Consider the following 17375-nt stretch of genomic DNA (forward strand, 5'->3'; position numbering starts at 1 on the left):
GTAGCTGAATTTATTTTTTGATACTACTTCTTACAGAAGCATTCGTGACATAAATAAAATATAGGAGTTGAAGCGCATGATAGGATGGATTTATCAGTCTGAAAAAACAGTGATTAAAGGTGACTTTGAGGTGGTGGAATCCACAAATGATTATTCGAAGGATTTAGCAGAGGTGCTATTTGCCAATCAAGACAAACTAATGGATCATACCCGTAGACAACAATTTTTCAGGAATTTTTTGGATCATTTACCTCCAGCTGCAAAAGAAAAACGTTTGTGGAACGCCATTCAAGAGGTGACACGAAATTCTGAAGATTTTTCTTTCAATAGTATGTGGGATCAGGGAAGTCTCAGCGTTCATAATTTGTCTAAAGATAGTTTAGAAAAAGCAATAACGGATAAAATGGGGAAAATAGCTTTAGAAGTAGTTAAACGAACTCCTGATGTCCAACTACTTTGTTATTATGATCCTAAAATAAAAGCGTATACTCCTAACGATGAAATGCCCGTACATCAGTTATATCTTGCACGAGAAGAGTTAAAAGAACGAATGAGTGTGTTCAATCGTCAAGGAGAATGTTCACTTAATTTGCCGTGGGAAGAAAAAACGTCACTTGAAAATATTCTTTCTAATGGTAAAACCACACTTTTCTATGATCCAGAATCCAGCTTGAATTTAAAAGAAGCGGAAAATATAAACGATTATAAAAATATGATTGAGAATTTTATATATGACCATAGTTTGGTGTTAGATAATCCCTACGTTCGTCAAGACTTTCTTAAGAATTTTTCGCTGTATGTTCCTTTTGAGGAAAATGGTCTGACATTAGGAAAAGAGTTTCAGCAAGTTAGTACAAAATTTGAATATCTTTTATGTGACGATTTCTTTGATGGGCTAGATGCTTGGATAGAAGAAGTGGCTGTAATATTGGTCCGGCATAATCAAAACACCCAACTACTTATTCCTCATGAGCTAGAGGATGGTTTTTACAATCTACAGAATGATTCAGGACTAAACGGACGAGTATTCACTTTTGATCACGACCATCAGTTACACGTCCTCCCACAGGAGAAACCCTATACTTTGTTGGGACCAGAAATTGAGCAAGAACCTTCAATCATTGATAGTCATTTTTTAAGTCAAGATGTTTCGCCAGTTGAACTTCTGCAATTAACAACTAGTGTAAAATTTAAATTAACTATCTTAAGTGAACGATTCCCTCATTTAAAAGATCAAAAGATGGTTACAACTGTTACTAATGAGTTTTCTCAACTAACACAACAGCTTGAAGTACTTCATCGCAAAGTTGAGCAACAAAGTTTAGCAGACTTAAATCAATTTTCTGAAAATCGGTCTTCAATCCCTGCTTCTGAATTAGCTAAGCTGTTAAAGCTATCGAAAGATTACATAGATTATTACAGTTATTATAACGAAAATGAATTAATTGAGAATAAAAGTCATTTATGGAAAGATACGAAGAGAAAGATCGAAAACGAATTAAATAAACGGCAACGGGAAAAAGCTTGGCGCGAAGAAGCAGTAGCAGTTAATAAACTGTCAGAAAATGTGATTTGCTTTTCGGATGATGAAATCAACGTAAAATTAAAGGAAGCTAGCTTACAAATATCAATGTTAAATGGCTCTTTAAATAAAAATCAGACTGTAAAAAGTCTCCTAAATAAATGGAAGGATGCTCAATCTAAGCTAATAAAAGAACAATCTCAACGTTTATCTATGAAAAATTATGTACAGAAAGAGCTTAGTTATCTATCGAAAGAAAAGCTTGCTGAATATGCAAATATAGCAGAACAGCGTATCAATGAATTAAAGACAAAAAATTTTGGAGATAACGCACTGGAACAACAGATTAGTTTTTGGATGAGATGCAAGAAAAGTTTACTATCTGAATTAAAGAGTATTGAAATGTTGGAAAAGCGGAAAAAAACATAGCAGAATTCCCCTTTTTATACGAACAAAGCACCGTTGAACAAACGATCAGTTGGATCGATGACTACTGGGGATCGTTTTTCGATAGAAGTGAGCGTACAAAGAATCTCTTAAAAAAAATCTTACCATTTGTCAAGAGGATCTAGAATTTAGAGCACAAGCAGATAAGCTACAATCTGAGATAAATCAACGACCTGTTTCAGAAATAAATGCGTTTTTACGAGCACTAGCAGAACGAATAGTTAAAATACAAACAAAACTACAAGAAATCAAATTAAACTCTTCTGAATATGACTGGCGGGACCCATATTCTGCAAAAAAAGAATTAGAGAAGTGGAAAAGTTTCGTGGTGGAAATATACAAGTCGCAGGCTGTTCTGATACAATCTGATCTATATGATAAAAATACAGTTGAGGATAAAATAAAACAATTGCCGAGTAATAATACCACGCTCTTTAATTTGATGGCTAGAAAAAGATGCGAGAAAGATCTTGCGTTACGATCTGAAGCAGAAACAATAATTGAAAATATAAAATGCAAAAATACTCCAGAAATAGTACATATATTAAAAAAAATAGAAGGTCAAATTGAAAAAATTAAAGTTGGGATCAATAAATTAAAAGTATCAAATTCTGAATTAGAGACAGAAATTACTAAAAATCAATTAATGCAAGAAGATGAGCCAATAGGAGAACGCAAAGATCAATTAAAAATCTTGACTCAGCAACTTCGTGCTCAGCGAGAGAATCAATGCTATGCGCAACAGAATGGAGAAAAACAGTTAGACAAATGGATGGAAATGATCGATGAAATAGAACGTTCGTTAAAAACAACCAACCGAATAAACCAAGCAATGGGGGAAAAGAAGAATCTCGAGCGAGAAATTGCTGAACTTAAAGCAAGAATCGATGCATTAGAGAAATCAAATGATCGAATAGAGAAAAAGGAGTTTATGTTAAACCAACTCCCGGAGAAACAAAATGACCGAATGGAGAAATTACAATGTAAGTCAAATTCTCTAACAGAGGAACTAGAGAAGACACACAATTTCCTATTTTATGTAAAGAATGGCGCCTACCTTTCTAAAAAATTTAGAGAACCAGAAAGTCCACGTAAGAAGAGAAAGTTGAAAGAACGTTTAGCTAGTTTGTGGATGAGAACCGTTCGACAAAAAGATCCAAAGGAAAAGACGGGTAGAGTACAGAGTGGAAGGGATCACTAATGAATCAAGAAAGCAGAACATTCCCAATCCGTTTTTTTAATCAGTTTAAAGTATAGCCTCGCTGATTCTTAGTAATATAAAAAAGGAGTGGGTCTCTCCACGCTAAAAAGCAGCATCTTCGAAAATCGCTACTTGTTTTTTCGAAGATGCTGCTTTTTAGTTCAATTTCTTACGAGTCATTTAGATTGAAATACAACTTTCAATCATTTTTATTCAATCACCAATACGCCTTCTTTAAGGGCAAATGGATTCTTTTCGTTGATATGGTCGTAGAACATCACGCCGTTGATATGATCAATTTCGTGTTGGACAACGATTGCCTCATAATTTTTCAAGCGGATTTTATGTTTCTCGCCATTCATATCTGTATAAGAAACCGTGATCTTAGCGTGGCGGACTACGTAGCCAGGTACTTCTCGGTCAACAGATAAACAGCCTTCTCCTTCGCCAAGGCAAGCATCTTGAACTGAGTGACTAAGGATTTTTGGATTATACATTACCGTACTTAGCGTGGGTTCTGTTACTTCTGGATCAGGGCTTGGCACGTGTACAGCAATGATGCGTTTAGAAATATCTAGTTGAGGAGCAGCTAAACCAACCCCTCCACGTAAGTTTAATTCTTCCGCTTTGATTGGATCTTGGCTATTTTTCAGGAATTCGAGCATTTCTTTTCCTAGGTCGATATTTTCTTTGCTTAATGGGAGAGCAACTTCTTCCGCTACTTCCCGCAAAGTAGGATTTCCTTCACGGATGATATTATCCATTGTGATCATGGAATATGTACCCCTTTCTTTTTAGACAGTTATACGTCTATTTTCGCATTATAGTTTAACATAAAATTTAAAAAGTAGGAGAAAGTTTGTTTAAAAACTAAATTTTCTTAATGATTCTTCACTTGATTTCTCCAGTATATTCAGGTAAAGTATAGCTGTATGCGTAAGGCATATCGCCTGTTACTTGGTTAAGCGAATCACCAACGTTTTACTCAGTCACAGGGGAATAATCGAAAGAGGTGAAAGAAATGGCAATTTCAAAAGAACGTAAAAATGAAATCATCAAAGACTATGCACGCCATGAAGGGGATACTGGTTCTCCAGAAGTACAAATCGCTGTATTAACGGAAGAAATCAACCACTTGAATGAACATGCACGTATGCATAAAAAAGATCATCATTCATACCGTGGCCTAATGAAAAAAGTTGGTCACCGTCGTAACTTGTTAGCTTACCTACGTAAGACTGATGTACAACGTTACCGCGAATTGATCAAACGCTTAGGTCTACGCCGTTAATTTTGACAAAAAGAGTGGGGTTCAAATGAATCTCACTTTTTTTACTGTAATACCTAATACAACCATTCTCGAAAAAAGCATGATAGACTCCTACTAACCAAATGAAAGCTGGATAAGCGACGTTTGGCGGTTTTCATTTGTTTAGTAGCGTCTTGCTTTCACGAGAAAGAAAAGGAGTAATTATGTCAGAAAAACAAATATTCAAAACGACATGGGGAGGCCGTCCCTTACAAATCGAAGTCGGTCAATTAGCAAAACAAGCGAACGGAGCAGTTTTAGTTCGCTATGGAGATACTGTAGTTTTAAGTGCGGCAGTTGCTTCAAAAGAAGCAAAAGATACTGACTTCTTCCCGTTGACGATCAACTATGAAGAAAAGATGTATGCTGCCGGTAAAATTCCTGGAGGATTTATCAAGCGTGAAGGTCGTCCAAGTACAGAAGCAACTTTAACGGCTCGCTTGATCGACCGTCCGATCCGCCCAATGTTTGCGGATGGCTTCCGTAACGAAGTTCAAGTAACCAACATCGTGATGAGTGTTGAAACAGATTGTTCACCTGCGATGGCTGCAATGCTAGGTTCTTCTTTAGCATTATCAATTTCAGATATTCCATTTGATGGACCAATTGCTGGTGTCGAAGTCGGCCGTGTGAATGGCGAATATGTCTTGAATCCAACAGTTGAACAAGCGGAACAAACAGATATTGAACTAAGTGTTGCAGGTACAAAACAAGCAATCAACATGGTTGAAAGTGGTGCGAAAGAAGTTTCTGAAGAAGATATGCTTGGAGCATTACTATTTGGTTTTGATGCAATCAAAGAATTAGTTGCTTTCCAAGAAGAAATCGTCCAAGCTGTCGGCAAAGAGAAAATGGAAGTTTCTTTGTTACAAGTAGATGCAGATTTGAAAAAAGAAATCTTTGATGCTTCTTATGCTACGATGAAAACGGCTGTTATGACAGAAGAAAAACTAGCTCGTGAAGACAATATCGAACAAGTAAAAATCGATATTCGTGAAGCTTATGCCGAAAAATTTATCGGGCATGCAGAGGAAGATCAATTACTAAAAGAAGTAAAACAAATTACTGAGGACTTAGAAAAAGATGTAGTTCGTGAATTGATCACGATCGACAAGATTCGTCCTGATGGGCGTAAATTGGACGAAATCCGTCCACTAGCTTCAGAAGTAAGCTTGTTGCCACGGGTTCATGGTTCAGGTTTGTTTACTCGAGGACAAACTCAAGCATTATCTGCTTGTACGCTTGCGCCACTAGGTGAACACCAAATTATTGATGGACTGGGAGTAGAAGTTAGCAAACGATTCATCCACCATTACAACTTCCCACAATTTTCTGTTGGTTCAACAGGGCGTGCGGGATCACCTGGTCGTCGTGAAATCGGACATGGTGCTTTAGGTGAACGTGCGCTAGCACAAGTGATTCCTTCAGAAGAAGATTTCCCTTATACAATCCGTTTAGTGGCAGAAGTTTTAGAATCGAATGGTTCTTCTTCACAAGCAAGTGTCTGTGCTGGGACATTAGCATTGATGGATGCCGGTGTGCCAATCAAAGCACCAGTTGCAGGGATTGCAATGGGACTTGTTTCAGATGGCGAAAACTATACGATTTTAACAGATATCCAAGGATTAGAAGATCATCTGGGAGATATGGACTTTAAAGTGGCTGGAACTAAAGATGGGATAACTGCTCTACAAATGGATATTAAGATCCAAGGAATTACGGAACAAATCCTAAAAGAAGCGCTAGCCCAAGCAAAACAAGCACGTATGGAAATCTTAGAAGAATTGACTTCAACGATTGCAGCACCTCGTGAAGAATTAAGCCCATATGCACCGAAAATCGAAATGATCCAAATCGACCCTGCGAAGATCAAAGATGTGATCGGTAAAGGTGGCGACACAATCAATGGTATCATTGAAGAAACTGGTGTGAAAATCGATATCGATCAAGATGGTAAAGTAAGTATTGCTTCATCTGATAAAGAAATGATCCAAAAAGCAATCAAGATCATTGAAGACTTAACTAAAGAAGTAAAAGTCGGTGAGGTTTATCTAGGAAAAGTAGTTCGTATTGAAAAATTTGGTGCTTTCGTTAACTTGATCAAAGGAAAAGACGGATTGGTTCACATCTCTCAACTTTCAAATGACCGTGTCAATAAAGTAGAAGATGTAGTCAAATTGGGTGATGAAGTCCTTGTCAAAGTAACTGAGATTGACAAACAAGGTCGCGTAAATCTTTCTAGAAAAGCGATGTTAACAGAAGATGGTTCTGAAAAAGAAACAAAATAATCGTTCAAACGATAAAATAGCAAAAAGAGTAATCTGAAGGGTGAAACGCCTACGCCAGTGAAAAATACTTGTTTTTGCTACATTGAAAAAGAAGGAGTGAGACAATGTCTTACTCCTTCTTTTTATAGCTAAAATCCCTCTGGAAAGTTTACTTGGATAAAAGCTATTCATAATCTTTGGTCTAATTTTCAAAATAACATAAAATAAAGGTGTATTTTTTAAGGAGGGAACGAGATGCTTTATTTTTTTCTGACTTTGATCGTTGGTGGCGTTTTAGGTCTGTTCGCTGGATTGATCTTAAATGAGGATGTACCTGGCGGTGTCACTGGAAATGTAGTGATCGGCTTTTTAGGAAGTTGGTTAGGAGAATTTGTTCTTGGTGAATTAGGTCCCTCGATCAAAGGATTCTACCTCATCCCTTCATTGCTAGGAGCTCTTTTTTGTCTCGGTGTGTATTCATTTTTAGCAGACTATATCCGTCGACATTACTAAATGAAATCTTGTATAATGATTTGACACTTCGTAGGGGTCTCTAGTTAAGTAAATCACATGAAATAAAAGATCAATGATTTGTGAAGAAAATACGATAGTGAACGAAAGTAGAAAAGAGGGGGACAATTGACAACAAAACACAACACTAAAAAAATTTCAATGGCTGGTCTATTAGTTGCGATGGGTGTAGTTTACGGAGATATTGGAACGAGTCCACTATATGTAATGAAGGCCATCGTAGAAGATAACGGAGGACTACGAGGTATCAATCCTGAATTTGTCCTTGGTTCGGTGTCATTGATTTTTTGGACACTAACATTACTTACCACAATCAAGTATGTGGTGATTGCGTTAAATGCCGATAACCACGGTGAGGGTGGGATTTTTTCTTTATATACACTAGTCAGGAAAGGGAGTAAATACTTGATCGTACCAGCAATGATCGGTGGAGCTGCTCTACTTGCTGATGGAGTATTGACCCCAGCGGTGACTGTCACGACAGCAATCGAGGGGTTAAGAGGTATCCCACAATTTTTTGATCGATTCGGTAACAATCAAAATATTATTGTCATTATTACATTAGTCATCATTTTCGTATTATTTATGGTTCAACGATTCGGTACCGAGATAGTAGGAAAAGCGTTTGGTCCGATCATGTTTTTATGGTTTACTTTTTTAGGTGTGATGGGTTTAATAAATTTCAGCCAAGACTGGACGGTGATCCGAGCGTTGAACCCCTACTACGCGATTCGCCTACTTTTTAGTCCAGACAATCGATTAGGTCTCTTTATTTTAGGAAACATCTTTCTGGCTACGACAGGGGCGGAAGCATTGTATTCTGACTTGGGGCATGTGGGGAAATTAAATATCCGTTTAAGTTGGCCTTACGTTAAACTTTGCTTAGTATTGAATTACTTCGGACAAGCGGCTTGGTTACTGAATATTTATCAAAATCAAGAGGTGCAACAAATCAATAATCTCAATCCATTTTTCCAAATGTTACCTAAAGGTTGGTTGATTATTGGCGTTGGGTTTGCTACGATCGCTGCGGTCATTGCTTCACAGGCTTTGATTACTGGATCATTTACATTGGTATCAGAGGCGATTAAGTTAAAACTCTTACCACGCTTGAAAATCATGTATCCAGGAAACAGTATCGGTCAGATGTATATTCCCGCGGTTAATTTGATTTTATGGTTGGCTTGTTCGTTGATCGTGGTTACTTTCCGAACATCACATCATATGGAAGCAGCCTATGGACTTTCAATTACTGTCACGATGTTGATGACGACGGTACTTCTTTATTTCTATTTGATCCAAAGCAACTATTCCAAATGGTTCGCCTGGATTGTGTCTTTCTTTTTTGGTGCGATCGAGATCATCTTTTTTATCTCAAGTATCGTGAAGTTTTTCCACGGAGGGTTTGTTGCGGTGTTGATGGCGATCATTATTTTAGCTGTCATGTTTATTTGGGAACAAGGAAATATCATCCGTGAGTCTGCTGCGGAAGATGTGGCATTAAAAGATTACATTCCACAATTAGCGGAATTAAGAGATGATCACTCATTGCCACTTTATCAAACTAATGTGGTGTTCTTAGTACCAGATATGGCCGAAGGAAAAGTTGGTAGACAATTTGTCTACTCGATTCTGGACAAACGACCAAAAAGAGCACGTGTATATTGGTTCGTACATGTGGAAGTGACGGATGAACCTTATACGAAAGAATACCAAATCGATATGATGGATACTGATTTTGTCGTACAAGTGAATCTCTTCTTAGGATTCAGAGTACAACAAGAAATCAATGTCTATGTTCGTCAAATCATTCATGATTTGATGAAACAAGGAAGATTACCAAAACAACCGCAGACTTATTCGTTAACTCCGGGAAGAGAAGTCGGTGATTTCCAATTTATCTTGATTGATGAAGTGATCTCAAATGTGACGACTCTCAGCAAATGGGAACGACAAATCATGCAAGCAAAACTTGCAATTAAAAAAATTGCGACCACGCCAGAAACTTGGTTTGGTTTAGAGTATAGTGAAGTAAAGCATGAAACAGTACCGTTACTAATTGGTGTAACAAGAAAAACGTGGTTAAAAGAAAGGAAAAATTAAACTTTAGCGAATAAAGTATTTACGTGAGGTTGTGACAGAAGTGTCTAGCTTTGAGAAATAAGCCGAAGAATCCGAAAATAGTTTCTCATATTTTTGGAATTCTTCGGCTTATTTCCGATAGAGCTACTTCTAGAACACCGTTTATTCATTTTTAGAGCGAAGAGTAAACTTTATGTCCTAGTCTCACTATTTTTAGTGATTAACGTTGTGGAGAGGTTTTATCTTTTTCCGTATTACTTAAAGGCTCGCTAGGGACACTATTTATGGCTTTTTCTGTCAAGTTTTTTATGCAAGATTTATTATGTAAGTCATTTTCCACTGTATTTGGTTTTATGTAAGTATTATAGATATAATCTTTCATATTGTTTCGTGTTTGTGGATTATTTTGGGTACTTGATAGTTTGTCTCTATTTTTGTCGGAATTCGCTATAATATTTGTTTGATTTGCTTCAATTATCTTTTTTGTTATAGTTTCTCGATCCTTTATTTCTGGCGAGTCAAGGTTAGCCATGATAAGTTTGATACTTATGGGCGTATAGCTTAATTCAGCTAAACATTCCAAGGTTTTGCTTAATTCACCTGTGTTAAGCATTTCTTTGAAATTGTCAATAGTTTTCAGTAACTCCTGGTTGGATGAAAAATCGGTTGACTTCTTTGATTTAGAAGCGTTAATTATTTTTTCTGTTTCAGCTATTCGATTGATTGATTTTGGTAACTGAAGGTTAGTCGTGATCATTTTGGTGACCGCTTTTCCATAGCCGAATGTAGCTAGAGCAGCTAAAGTTTCTGTTGGTCCATGAACTTTAAGCATCGCATTCCATATGTTGATAGTATCTAGTAACCTATCTTTGGATATGAACACCTCGGCGGTAGTGTTTTTGTTTGAAGGAAGAACTAGCTTTTTCCTAGATGTTCGATTACTTGGTTTTGGTAACCGAAGCTTATCCGCAATCAATTTGATGTCCGAATTTTTATAGTTGAATGCAGTTAAAGTCTCTAAAGTTTCGTTTTTTCCGTAAACTTTAAGCATTGCCTTCCATGCGTTAATTGTGTTTAGTAATTCCTGGTTGGATGAAAAATCGGTCGTTTCATTTGATTTATTCACATTATTTGGCATAAAAATGATCTCCCTCAAATTATTTTTTATTAAATTCATTGTAAAGTAATGATTCGGATATAGGAGATTTTTTTTTCTTTAATAAGAATTTTTTGGTTTTTTAACAAGAGTATGCAAGATGTTCCTAAAGTCTAGTAAAAGTTGCCTCTTCTTATTTAAGAATGACAAATATTGCGAAAGTAAAAGAAAAAAATGACATTTAATCACTGATTTATCAATCGTATTTATCAGATAGTTATCGCAAAAATGAAAAGAAAAATCAAAAGTAGGAGACCTTATGTGAAGAAAATCGGTCGTTTAAGAAGACGAAGGAGTTGTTTTTTAACCTATTTTCCCAAAAAAATTCAAAAAGAGGTACAATGGACATGAAAAGAGAGGTGGGAAGTTATGGTACTTAATTTTGCCATATTATTTTTGATGATTGCGGTGACTTCTTTTTTTGTAGCTAGTGAATTTGCATTAGTTAAAATCAGACGTTCACGTTTAGAACAATTAGAAAGAGAAAATGTAAAGAATGCCAAATTAGCATTACATGTCACGCATCATTTAGATAACTACTTGTCGGCTAGTCAATTAGGAATTACCTTGACTGGGTTGATCATTGGTTGGGTTGGCGAAGGCTCAGTGGCGGCGTTACTAGAGCCTTGGATCGGTCGATTGCCGTTTAGCTCAGCATTGAGCGGAACGATTTCTGTCGCATTAGGGTTTATCTTGGTGACATATATCGATGTGGTGATCGGAGAACTTTTACCTAAAAGTTATAGTATCGTGAATACAGAGCAAGTGGTCTTATTTGTTGTACGTCCGTTGCATTATTTTTATAAAGCAATGTTTCCTTTTATTTGGGTATTGAATCATTCTGCTGCGGCTTTAGGAAAAGTATTAGGTGTGAAATTAGTTTCAGAAGGAGAAGAGACATTATCTCAAGAAGAATTGACGTTAGTGGCTATGAATTCTTATGAAAAAGGAGAGTTGACGAAAGAAGAGTACTATTATTTAGAAAATGTCTTTGAATTTGATGATACGTTGGCAAAAGATATCCAAGTGGATCGAACCTCTATGCAGGTTTTTGAAGCTGGTGAGACAGTGAAAGATGCGATTCAAGCTTCTATTCAAAGAGGTCATACCCGCTACCCCGTTATTTCTGGGTCAAAGGATCACGTCCTTGGTTATGTTACTTTACCAGATTTGATTAAGCAGTCGTTTAAAGACGATCAATTAACAGTGGATGAGTTGGTGGAAGAACCAATCGTTACTTCAGAAACGATCCCCATCAAAAAATTATTGACGATCATGCGTAAAAAAGGAAAACATATTGCTATTTTAAAAGATGAGTACGGAGGAACGAGTGGTTTAGTGACGATTGAAGATATTTTAGAAGAAATCGTGGGGGAAATTCGGGATGAAACGGATTTGGATGAAGCATTGATAGCGAAACAAGCAGATGGGAGCTATATTGTTTCAGGAAAATTGACGTTAGATGATTTTGGTCGTTATTTCCACGTTACGATCCCTGAATTTGAAGAGTCTACTTTTATCACACTATCTGGATTTATGTCGAACCATGAAAAAAACATCAAGACAGGTACAGTGATCCAAATTGATTCTTTTCAATTTACGGTGTTAGAATATACCCATACACATGTGGACTATTTTAAAATCAAAAAACAAGAAATAGCAGAAAACAGTATCGATTCGAATAAAACAGAATGAAGAATCTGGGATAAACAAAATCCTACATTTCACGATCAAAAAAAATGAGAGAAGTAAGACAAAACATTCTAACCACTACCAAAAACGAATAAACCGATGTTTATACTTTCTTTTTGTCCCTTAGTCGGAAGCTTCCTACTCATTTTGGTGGACGGATCTCTTGATCATAAGATTTTAAACGATAGAACTGATGCCAATCTATTCGACTTAGCTGAATGGATTGGCATCTTTTTTACTTTGTAAACCATATATTTGTTCTAAAAAAAATATCCGATAGAATAGATCTGTAAGCGGAATCACTAAATACAGACATACTATTAACAGGAGGGATTCACATGAATGAAAGAAATCTAACAGTTATTGGTAGTTACAGTACGAGGGAAGAAGCTTTATCAGTGATCGAACAATTGCGTGATGAAGGATACGATCGAGACGATATCATTATCTATACGACAAAAGATGCTGCTCAAAATTTTGGTTTTTCTGGTTTATCAGGAATTGATGTAGAAACGAATGTGGATGAGGTTGAAGGCACGCATGAAGAACGCTCGCTATGGGAACGGATCAAAGATACGTTCACTTCTAACACCTATGAGGAAGATTCGTATACAGAAAAAGCGGATGATTCTGTTAACGATGATCCATTGTATTCATACAAAGAGGATATTGCCGCTGGGAAAATAGTGATTACGGTTAAAGATTACAAAGCGCCAAATGAAGCAGTTGTTGAAAACGATCGGACTCAAAGTATGCCCGATCCAACGGATACATTAAATACAGATAATGAAAATATTCAACTCAAAGAAGAACAGTTAGATGTCAATACCCATGACGTGACAACTGGGGAAGTTGATATCCATAAACACGTTGTTAATGATACTAAAACAGTGGAAGTCCCTGTGAAGCGTGAAGAAATCGTTATCGAAAGAAAACCAGTAAATGCTGAAGCAAGCGATAATATTTCAGATGATTCTTTGGAAGACGAAACGATTACAATTCCTCTTAAAGAAGAACAAATTGATGTCAATAAACATACTGTAGTACGTGAAGAGGTAGGTATTCACAAAAAAGAGCATGAAGATATGAAACAAGTGACGGAAGAAGTAAGTCGTGAAGAGTTGGATATTGATACAAAAGGAGACGTTCGAGTAGAAGATACGGATGAAAATACTCGTAAAAATGATCATATATAATAATTGATCGCTAAAATCATCTAACCAGACTCCTTCGTTTTTTGAACGGAACATCATGTAAATTGCTAATAAAAAAGACATTTCTGCTTATCTGATCGATGAGAGAAATGTCTTTTTTTCTTTTATTGGATACTATTGTATTGGATTTCAGGATCATCCATAGCGTATTGTTGTTCATTCTCGAAAGATTTAAGTTGTTTCATTGAACGCAAGTAAGAGTATAGTAGAACAGCGACAGATCCTGCCCAAGCAAGTGGTGAAGCAGCTGCAGCACCCGTATAACCAAGTAAACCAGTTAAAATGATTGCTGCAAATGAACGCATGACTAATTCCATCATTCCTGCGAGTGTCGGAATCTTACTTTGACCAAGTCCTTGTAGTGTGTAACGTAAGATAAATAAAATCGCTAAGATCCAATATAAGGAACCATTGATATTGAAGTAAGTTTGAGCTAATTCAAAGACACGAGTCTCTGTCGGTGAAACAAACAACTGCATAAGTGAATGACCGAAGAAAATCACGATCGCACCTGCAACAATACTAAAGCCAATACTCATCATAAGTGTTTGCTTAACACCTTTTAAAATTCGACCATATTCTTTTGCACCATAATTTTGAGCAGTAAATGTTGCAATAGCAATCCCAAAGGACATCATTGGTTGGTTAGCAAATTGGTCAATTCTGCTGGCTGCTGCTTGAGCGGCTACGACATCTGTTCCTAAACTGTTCAACGCAGCTTGAAGGACGATGGCGCCAATGGCGATGATGGATGATTGAAAAGCCATTGGAAGAGCAGCGTTCAAATGAACACGAATCTCTTCTTTATCAAAGTGAAAATCTTTTTTACGTAATTGCAACAAAGGAATTTTTTTCTTGATATAAACTAAACATAGTAGGCTTGAGCAAACTTGGGCAATAACCGTTGCAATTGCTGCGCCTTCGACACCCATTCCAAAAGAAATGATGAAAATCAAATCAAGCACAACGTTGACAACCACTGCAATAATCAAAAAGAAAAGTGGTGTCCGGCTATCTCCAAGCGCGCGAATAACATTTGAAAGCAAGTTAAAACTCATAGATGCGAAAATCCCTAGTAAGATGATTGAAATGAACGTTTGTGCTTGGTCAATAATCTCAACGGGCGTTTGCATCAATTGCAGCATCGGACGAATAAATACTAAACTAAGGACGGTTAATGCAATAGTGACAACCAAACTGATAACAACACTTGCAGCAAAACTTTTCTTAAGACCACGATAATCTTTTGCACCATAACGCTGAGCTGTGATGATCGCTAATCCAGCAGTAAGACCTTGAGCGAAGCCAAGGATTAAAAAGGTCAAGCTTCCGGTTGCACCAACAGCAGCCAGCGCATTTTTCCCTAATGTTTGACCAACGATGATCATGTCGACCATGTTGTAAAATTGCTGAAAGACATTACCAATAAGTAAAGGAACGGTGAACATTAAGATTAGTTTAGCTGGACTTCCTTTTGTTAAATCGCGCATTTTTTAAACTCCTTATTGTCTATAAAATTTAGTTAGTAGTATATAGTGTTTATCCTGAGATTACTAGGTAAAAATGAAATAATTTTGATAACTTTCAATGTATTGCAGATTCATTTTCAAAGATATTTTCAATGATGTGCATCATAAAACAAGCCAAGAATTGAATCGCTGAATAAATTCAAAGAATGAAACGCAAAGAATAAATTCAAAGGATCAACTACTTGGCCTGGGCGTACAAATCAAAAGGGACAACGAATGGTTGTGAACCTTAATACTGTCTTATCTCGCTGGGTAAAAGAATGGTTTCTCTAGTACCATCATCATAAGCATATACTTGGCTTGGGAAACTTGATGAATAGTGAAACGGTAAATCGATTCCCATCTCAACATCACTACCAGCTTGCGAAAAATGCATAGTTACTTTTCCATTATTGTCGATTAAATCAAAGGCTAACATATTATCTAAGGGGATGACTCCCTTAAGGTCTAGGTCAATAATAAACCAGATACTATCAATCAGTTCATCTGGTAAACTTGATACAACACCTACAGAGGCATACCGGTTACGACTACTGTCAAAACTTTCAAACATCTGTTTAACCTCCTTCGTTTTATCGAATAGACATGTTTTATTTCTTCATTTAGGATAAACGATTTACTGTAACGATGGTTCATTCTAATAGACTTTTTTTAAAAATGCAACAAAAATCGTGTACTTTTTTTCAAAGTATAAGTTTTTTTTAAGGAGAGAAAAAAACGTGCCAAAAGCGAAGGTTACCAACGCTTTTGACACGAACAAGTCACTTGTTATTCTTCCGTTGAACCAATAACTTCTGGTTCGCTTTCTTCATCAGTAGTTTCAGCTTCCTCAGTTGGAGCTGCTACTGCAGCAATTTGTTCTTCACCATCAGAAACGACTTTATAATCGTTGTTTTCAGGTAGATCGGCTACTGTGATTGCATCGCCTAGATTTAGGTTTGTTACATCAACTTCGATACGTTCTGGTAAGTTGCTTGGTGTAGCAGAGACGATCACGGTGTAAAGGTTTTGTGCTAAGACACCACCAGCTTTTACACCTGCAGCTTCGCCAACAAGAACGATTTCAGTTTCGACTTCAGTTTCTTCTGACATGTTCACAGATAGAAATTCCACATGTTCAAAATGGTTGGTAAAGGTATTCGTTTGGACTTTATGAACCAACGTGTTGACTTTTTTTCCATCAATCGTCATTGTGATTACTGTATTTGCGCCATTTTCACGTAATAATTTACTGAATATTTGTCCATCAATAGCAATCGGAGTACTTTCAACATTGTACCCATAAACAATAGCTGGAACTTTACCTTCATGACGCAATTTATTTCTCAATGAACGGGGACGTACTTCTCTCTTACTTACTTCTAATGATACTGACATAACCAAAATTCCTCCTTAAAATGTGACTGTCGGCAACGTAGACCAACAGATTTTATTTAAGTGAACTTTCGACGGCTATTCTCGTGCACATTATTGGCTAGGACGCTTAAAAAACGCAAAAAGGTAGATGCGCACATCTACCTTTAGAAAGTCAGGATTCAACTTTTCTCCACCAGGTCATTACGCTGTGTATGAGAAATCCAATTCACTTTACTCTTTAACCGTAGCGCGAATCTGAATTTAAGTCAAGGAATAACAATGGCTTTCTTATTTGCATCTACTCTCTTTCGGGTTATAATGCTTGTTAGGCTAAGAAAGGAAAGCACCATGCGTTTAGATAAATTAATTGAAGAAACTTTACAAACGACTCGAAAAGAGATGAAGCGTTTATTTGCATCAAAACAAGTTAAAATTGATGGTTGTGTCGAATTTTGCCAAAACCGAAATGTGGATAGTTTGATCCATGAGATCGAAGTCTCAGGTAAGCGTTTAACGACAAACGAAGTCTATTATTTATTGAATAAACCGAGTGGTTCTGTGACTGCAGTTAAAGACCAAACAAAAATGACCGTGTTAGACTTGATTGCTTCAGCGGATCGAACGAAGCCGCTCTATCCTGTCGGACGCTTGGATCGTGATACCACAGGACTACTATTACTGACATCAAATGGTCAGTTGGGATATGAAATGTTGCTGCCTGATAAAAAAGTCTTCAAAACTTATGAGGCGCAGATCAATGAACAAGTGACAGCTTCAGATATCGAAGCTTTTCAAGCAGGAATTGTTTTTGAGGGTGGCTATCGTTGTTTACCTGCACAATTAACAATCATGGAAACATCCAAAAACAGCAGTCGAGTACGAGTAACGATACAAGAAGGAAAATTTCATCAGGTAAAAAAGATGTTCCTTGCACGTGGTAAAAAAGTGACAAAGCTAAAGCGACTAATGATGGGACCTTTGCAGTTAGATGAGCAACTTGCTGAAGGTGCCTATCGTTCACTGACATTAACCGAATTAAAGCAATTGAAAATATATTTTAAATAGGAGA

At 36.8% G+C, this 17375-nt stretch carries 14 protein-coding genes; 9 read left to right on the plus strand and 5 right to left on the minus strand.

Going from position 1 to position 17375, the window contains the following annotated elements:
* Positions 1–76 precede the first annotated feature (76 nt).
* A complete protein-coding gene (locus IGK91_RS00835; RefSeq protein WP_258924947.1) occupies positions 77–1951 on the plus strand; it encodes a hypothetical protein in 1875 nt (624 codons plus the stop codon).
* Positions 1952–2297: 346 nt separating this feature from the next.
* On the plus strand, positions 2298–3170 hold the full coding sequence (locus IGK91_RS00840) for a coiled-coil domain-containing protein (RefSeq protein WP_228022504.1): 873 nt from the start codon (positions 2298–2300) through the stop codon (positions 3168–3170).
* A gap of 209 nt (positions 3171–3379) precedes the next feature.
* On the opposite strand, the gene def is transcribed toward IGK91_RS00840, so the two are convergent.
* Entirely contained in the window at positions 3380–3943 is a 564-nt protein-coding gene (gene def / locus IGK91_RS00845; RefSeq protein ID WP_010720354.1) for a peptide deformylase, read from the minus strand.
* Between the two features lie 248 nt (positions 3944–4191).
* On the opposite strand from def, the gene rpsO reads away from it, so the two are divergent.
* From rpsO to IGK91_RS00865, 4 genes are all read left to right on the plus strand, one after another.
* Positions 4192–4461, plus strand: coding sequence for a 30S ribosomal protein S15 (gene rpsO / locus IGK91_RS00850; protein WP_010720353.1), 270 nt, complete (start codon positions 4192–4194; stop codon positions 4459–4461).
* Between the two features lie 182 nt (positions 4462–4643).
* On the plus strand, positions 4644–6767 hold the full coding sequence (pnp, locus tag IGK91_RS00855; protein ID WP_081123139.1) for a polyribonucleotide nucleotidyltransferase: 2124 nt from the start codon (positions 4644–4646) through the stop codon (positions 6765–6767).
* Positions 6768–7001: 234 nt separating this feature from the next.
* Positions 7002–7259, plus strand: coding sequence for a GlsB/YeaQ/YmgE family stress response membrane protein (locus IGK91_RS00860; RefSeq protein ID WP_010720351.1), 258 nt, complete (start codon positions 7002–7004; stop codon positions 7257–7259).
* A gap of 126 nt (positions 7260–7385) precedes the next feature.
* Entirely contained in the window at positions 7386–9380 is a 1995-nt protein-coding gene (locus tag IGK91_RS00865; protein WP_010736848.1) for a KUP/HAK/KT family potassium transporter, read from the plus strand.
* 199 nt (positions 9381–9579) lie between these two features.
* Here IGK91_RS00865 and IGK91_RS00870 read toward each other — a convergent pair whose 3' ends face one another.
* Positions 9580–10497 carry a hypothetical protein gene (locus IGK91_RS00870; RefSeq protein ID WP_010736849.1) on the minus strand — a complete coding sequence of 306 codons (918 nt, stop codon included), beginning with the start codon at positions 10495–10497 and terminating at the stop codon, positions 9580–9582.
* A 387-nt stretch (positions 10498–10884) separates the two neighbouring features.
* Between IGK91_RS00870 and IGK91_RS00875 the strand changes: the two genes are divergently transcribed.
* Positions 10885–12210: a hemolysin family protein gene (locus IGK91_RS00875; RefSeq protein ID WP_081124974.1), complete on the plus strand. Its 1326-nt coding sequence runs from the start codon at positions 10885–10887 to the stop codon at positions 12208–12210.
* A gap of 335 nt (positions 12211–12545) precedes the next feature.
* The gene (locus IGK91_RS00880) at positions 12546–13403 is read left to right on the plus strand and encodes a DUF2382 domain-containing protein (protein WP_010736851.1); all 858 of its coding nucleotides are present in this window, start codon (positions 12546–12548) and stop codon (positions 13401–13403) included.
* A 122-nt stretch (positions 13404–13525) separates the two neighbouring features.
* Here the strand turns inward: IGK91_RS00880 and IGK91_RS00885 are convergent, their stop codons facing one another.
* The 3 genes from IGK91_RS00885 to IGK91_RS00895 all read right to left on the minus strand — a co-directional run bounded on the left by IGK91_RS00885 (position 13526) and on the right by IGK91_RS00895 (position 16327).
* Complete coding sequence (locus IGK91_RS00885) at positions 13526–14911, minus strand: MATE family efflux transporter (RefSeq protein WP_010736852.1); 1386 nt, start codon at positions 14909–14911, stop codon at positions 13526–13528.
* A 268-nt stretch (positions 14912–15179) separates the two neighbouring features.
* Positions 15180–15503 (minus strand): DUF960 domain-containing protein, encoded by a 324-nt coding sequence (locus tag IGK91_RS00890; protein WP_010720345.1) that lies wholly within the window; start codon positions 15501–15503, stop codon positions 15180–15182.
* A 215-nt stretch (positions 15504–15718) separates the two neighbouring features.
* Positions 15719–16327, minus strand: a complete 609-nt coding sequence (locus tag IGK91_RS00895; protein WP_010736853.1) for a 50S ribosomal protein L25/general stress protein Ctc — start codon at positions 16325–16327, stop codon at positions 15719–15721.
* Positions 16328–16654: 327 nt separating this feature from the next.
* Between IGK91_RS00895 and IGK91_RS00900 the strand changes: the two genes are divergently transcribed.
* On the plus strand, positions 16655–17371 hold the full coding sequence (locus IGK91_RS00900) for a 16S rRNA pseudouridine(516) synthase (RefSeq protein WP_014834347.1): 717 nt from the start codon (positions 16655–16657) through the stop codon (positions 17369–17371).
* Positions 17372–17375: the final 4 nt, after the last annotated feature.

The sequence above is a fragment of the Enterococcus sp. DIV1208 genome (assembly GCF_050530455.1).
Taxonomy (GTDB): domain Bacteria; phylum Bacillota; class Bacilli; order Lactobacillales; family Enterococcaceae; genus Enterococcus_B; species Enterococcus_B hirae.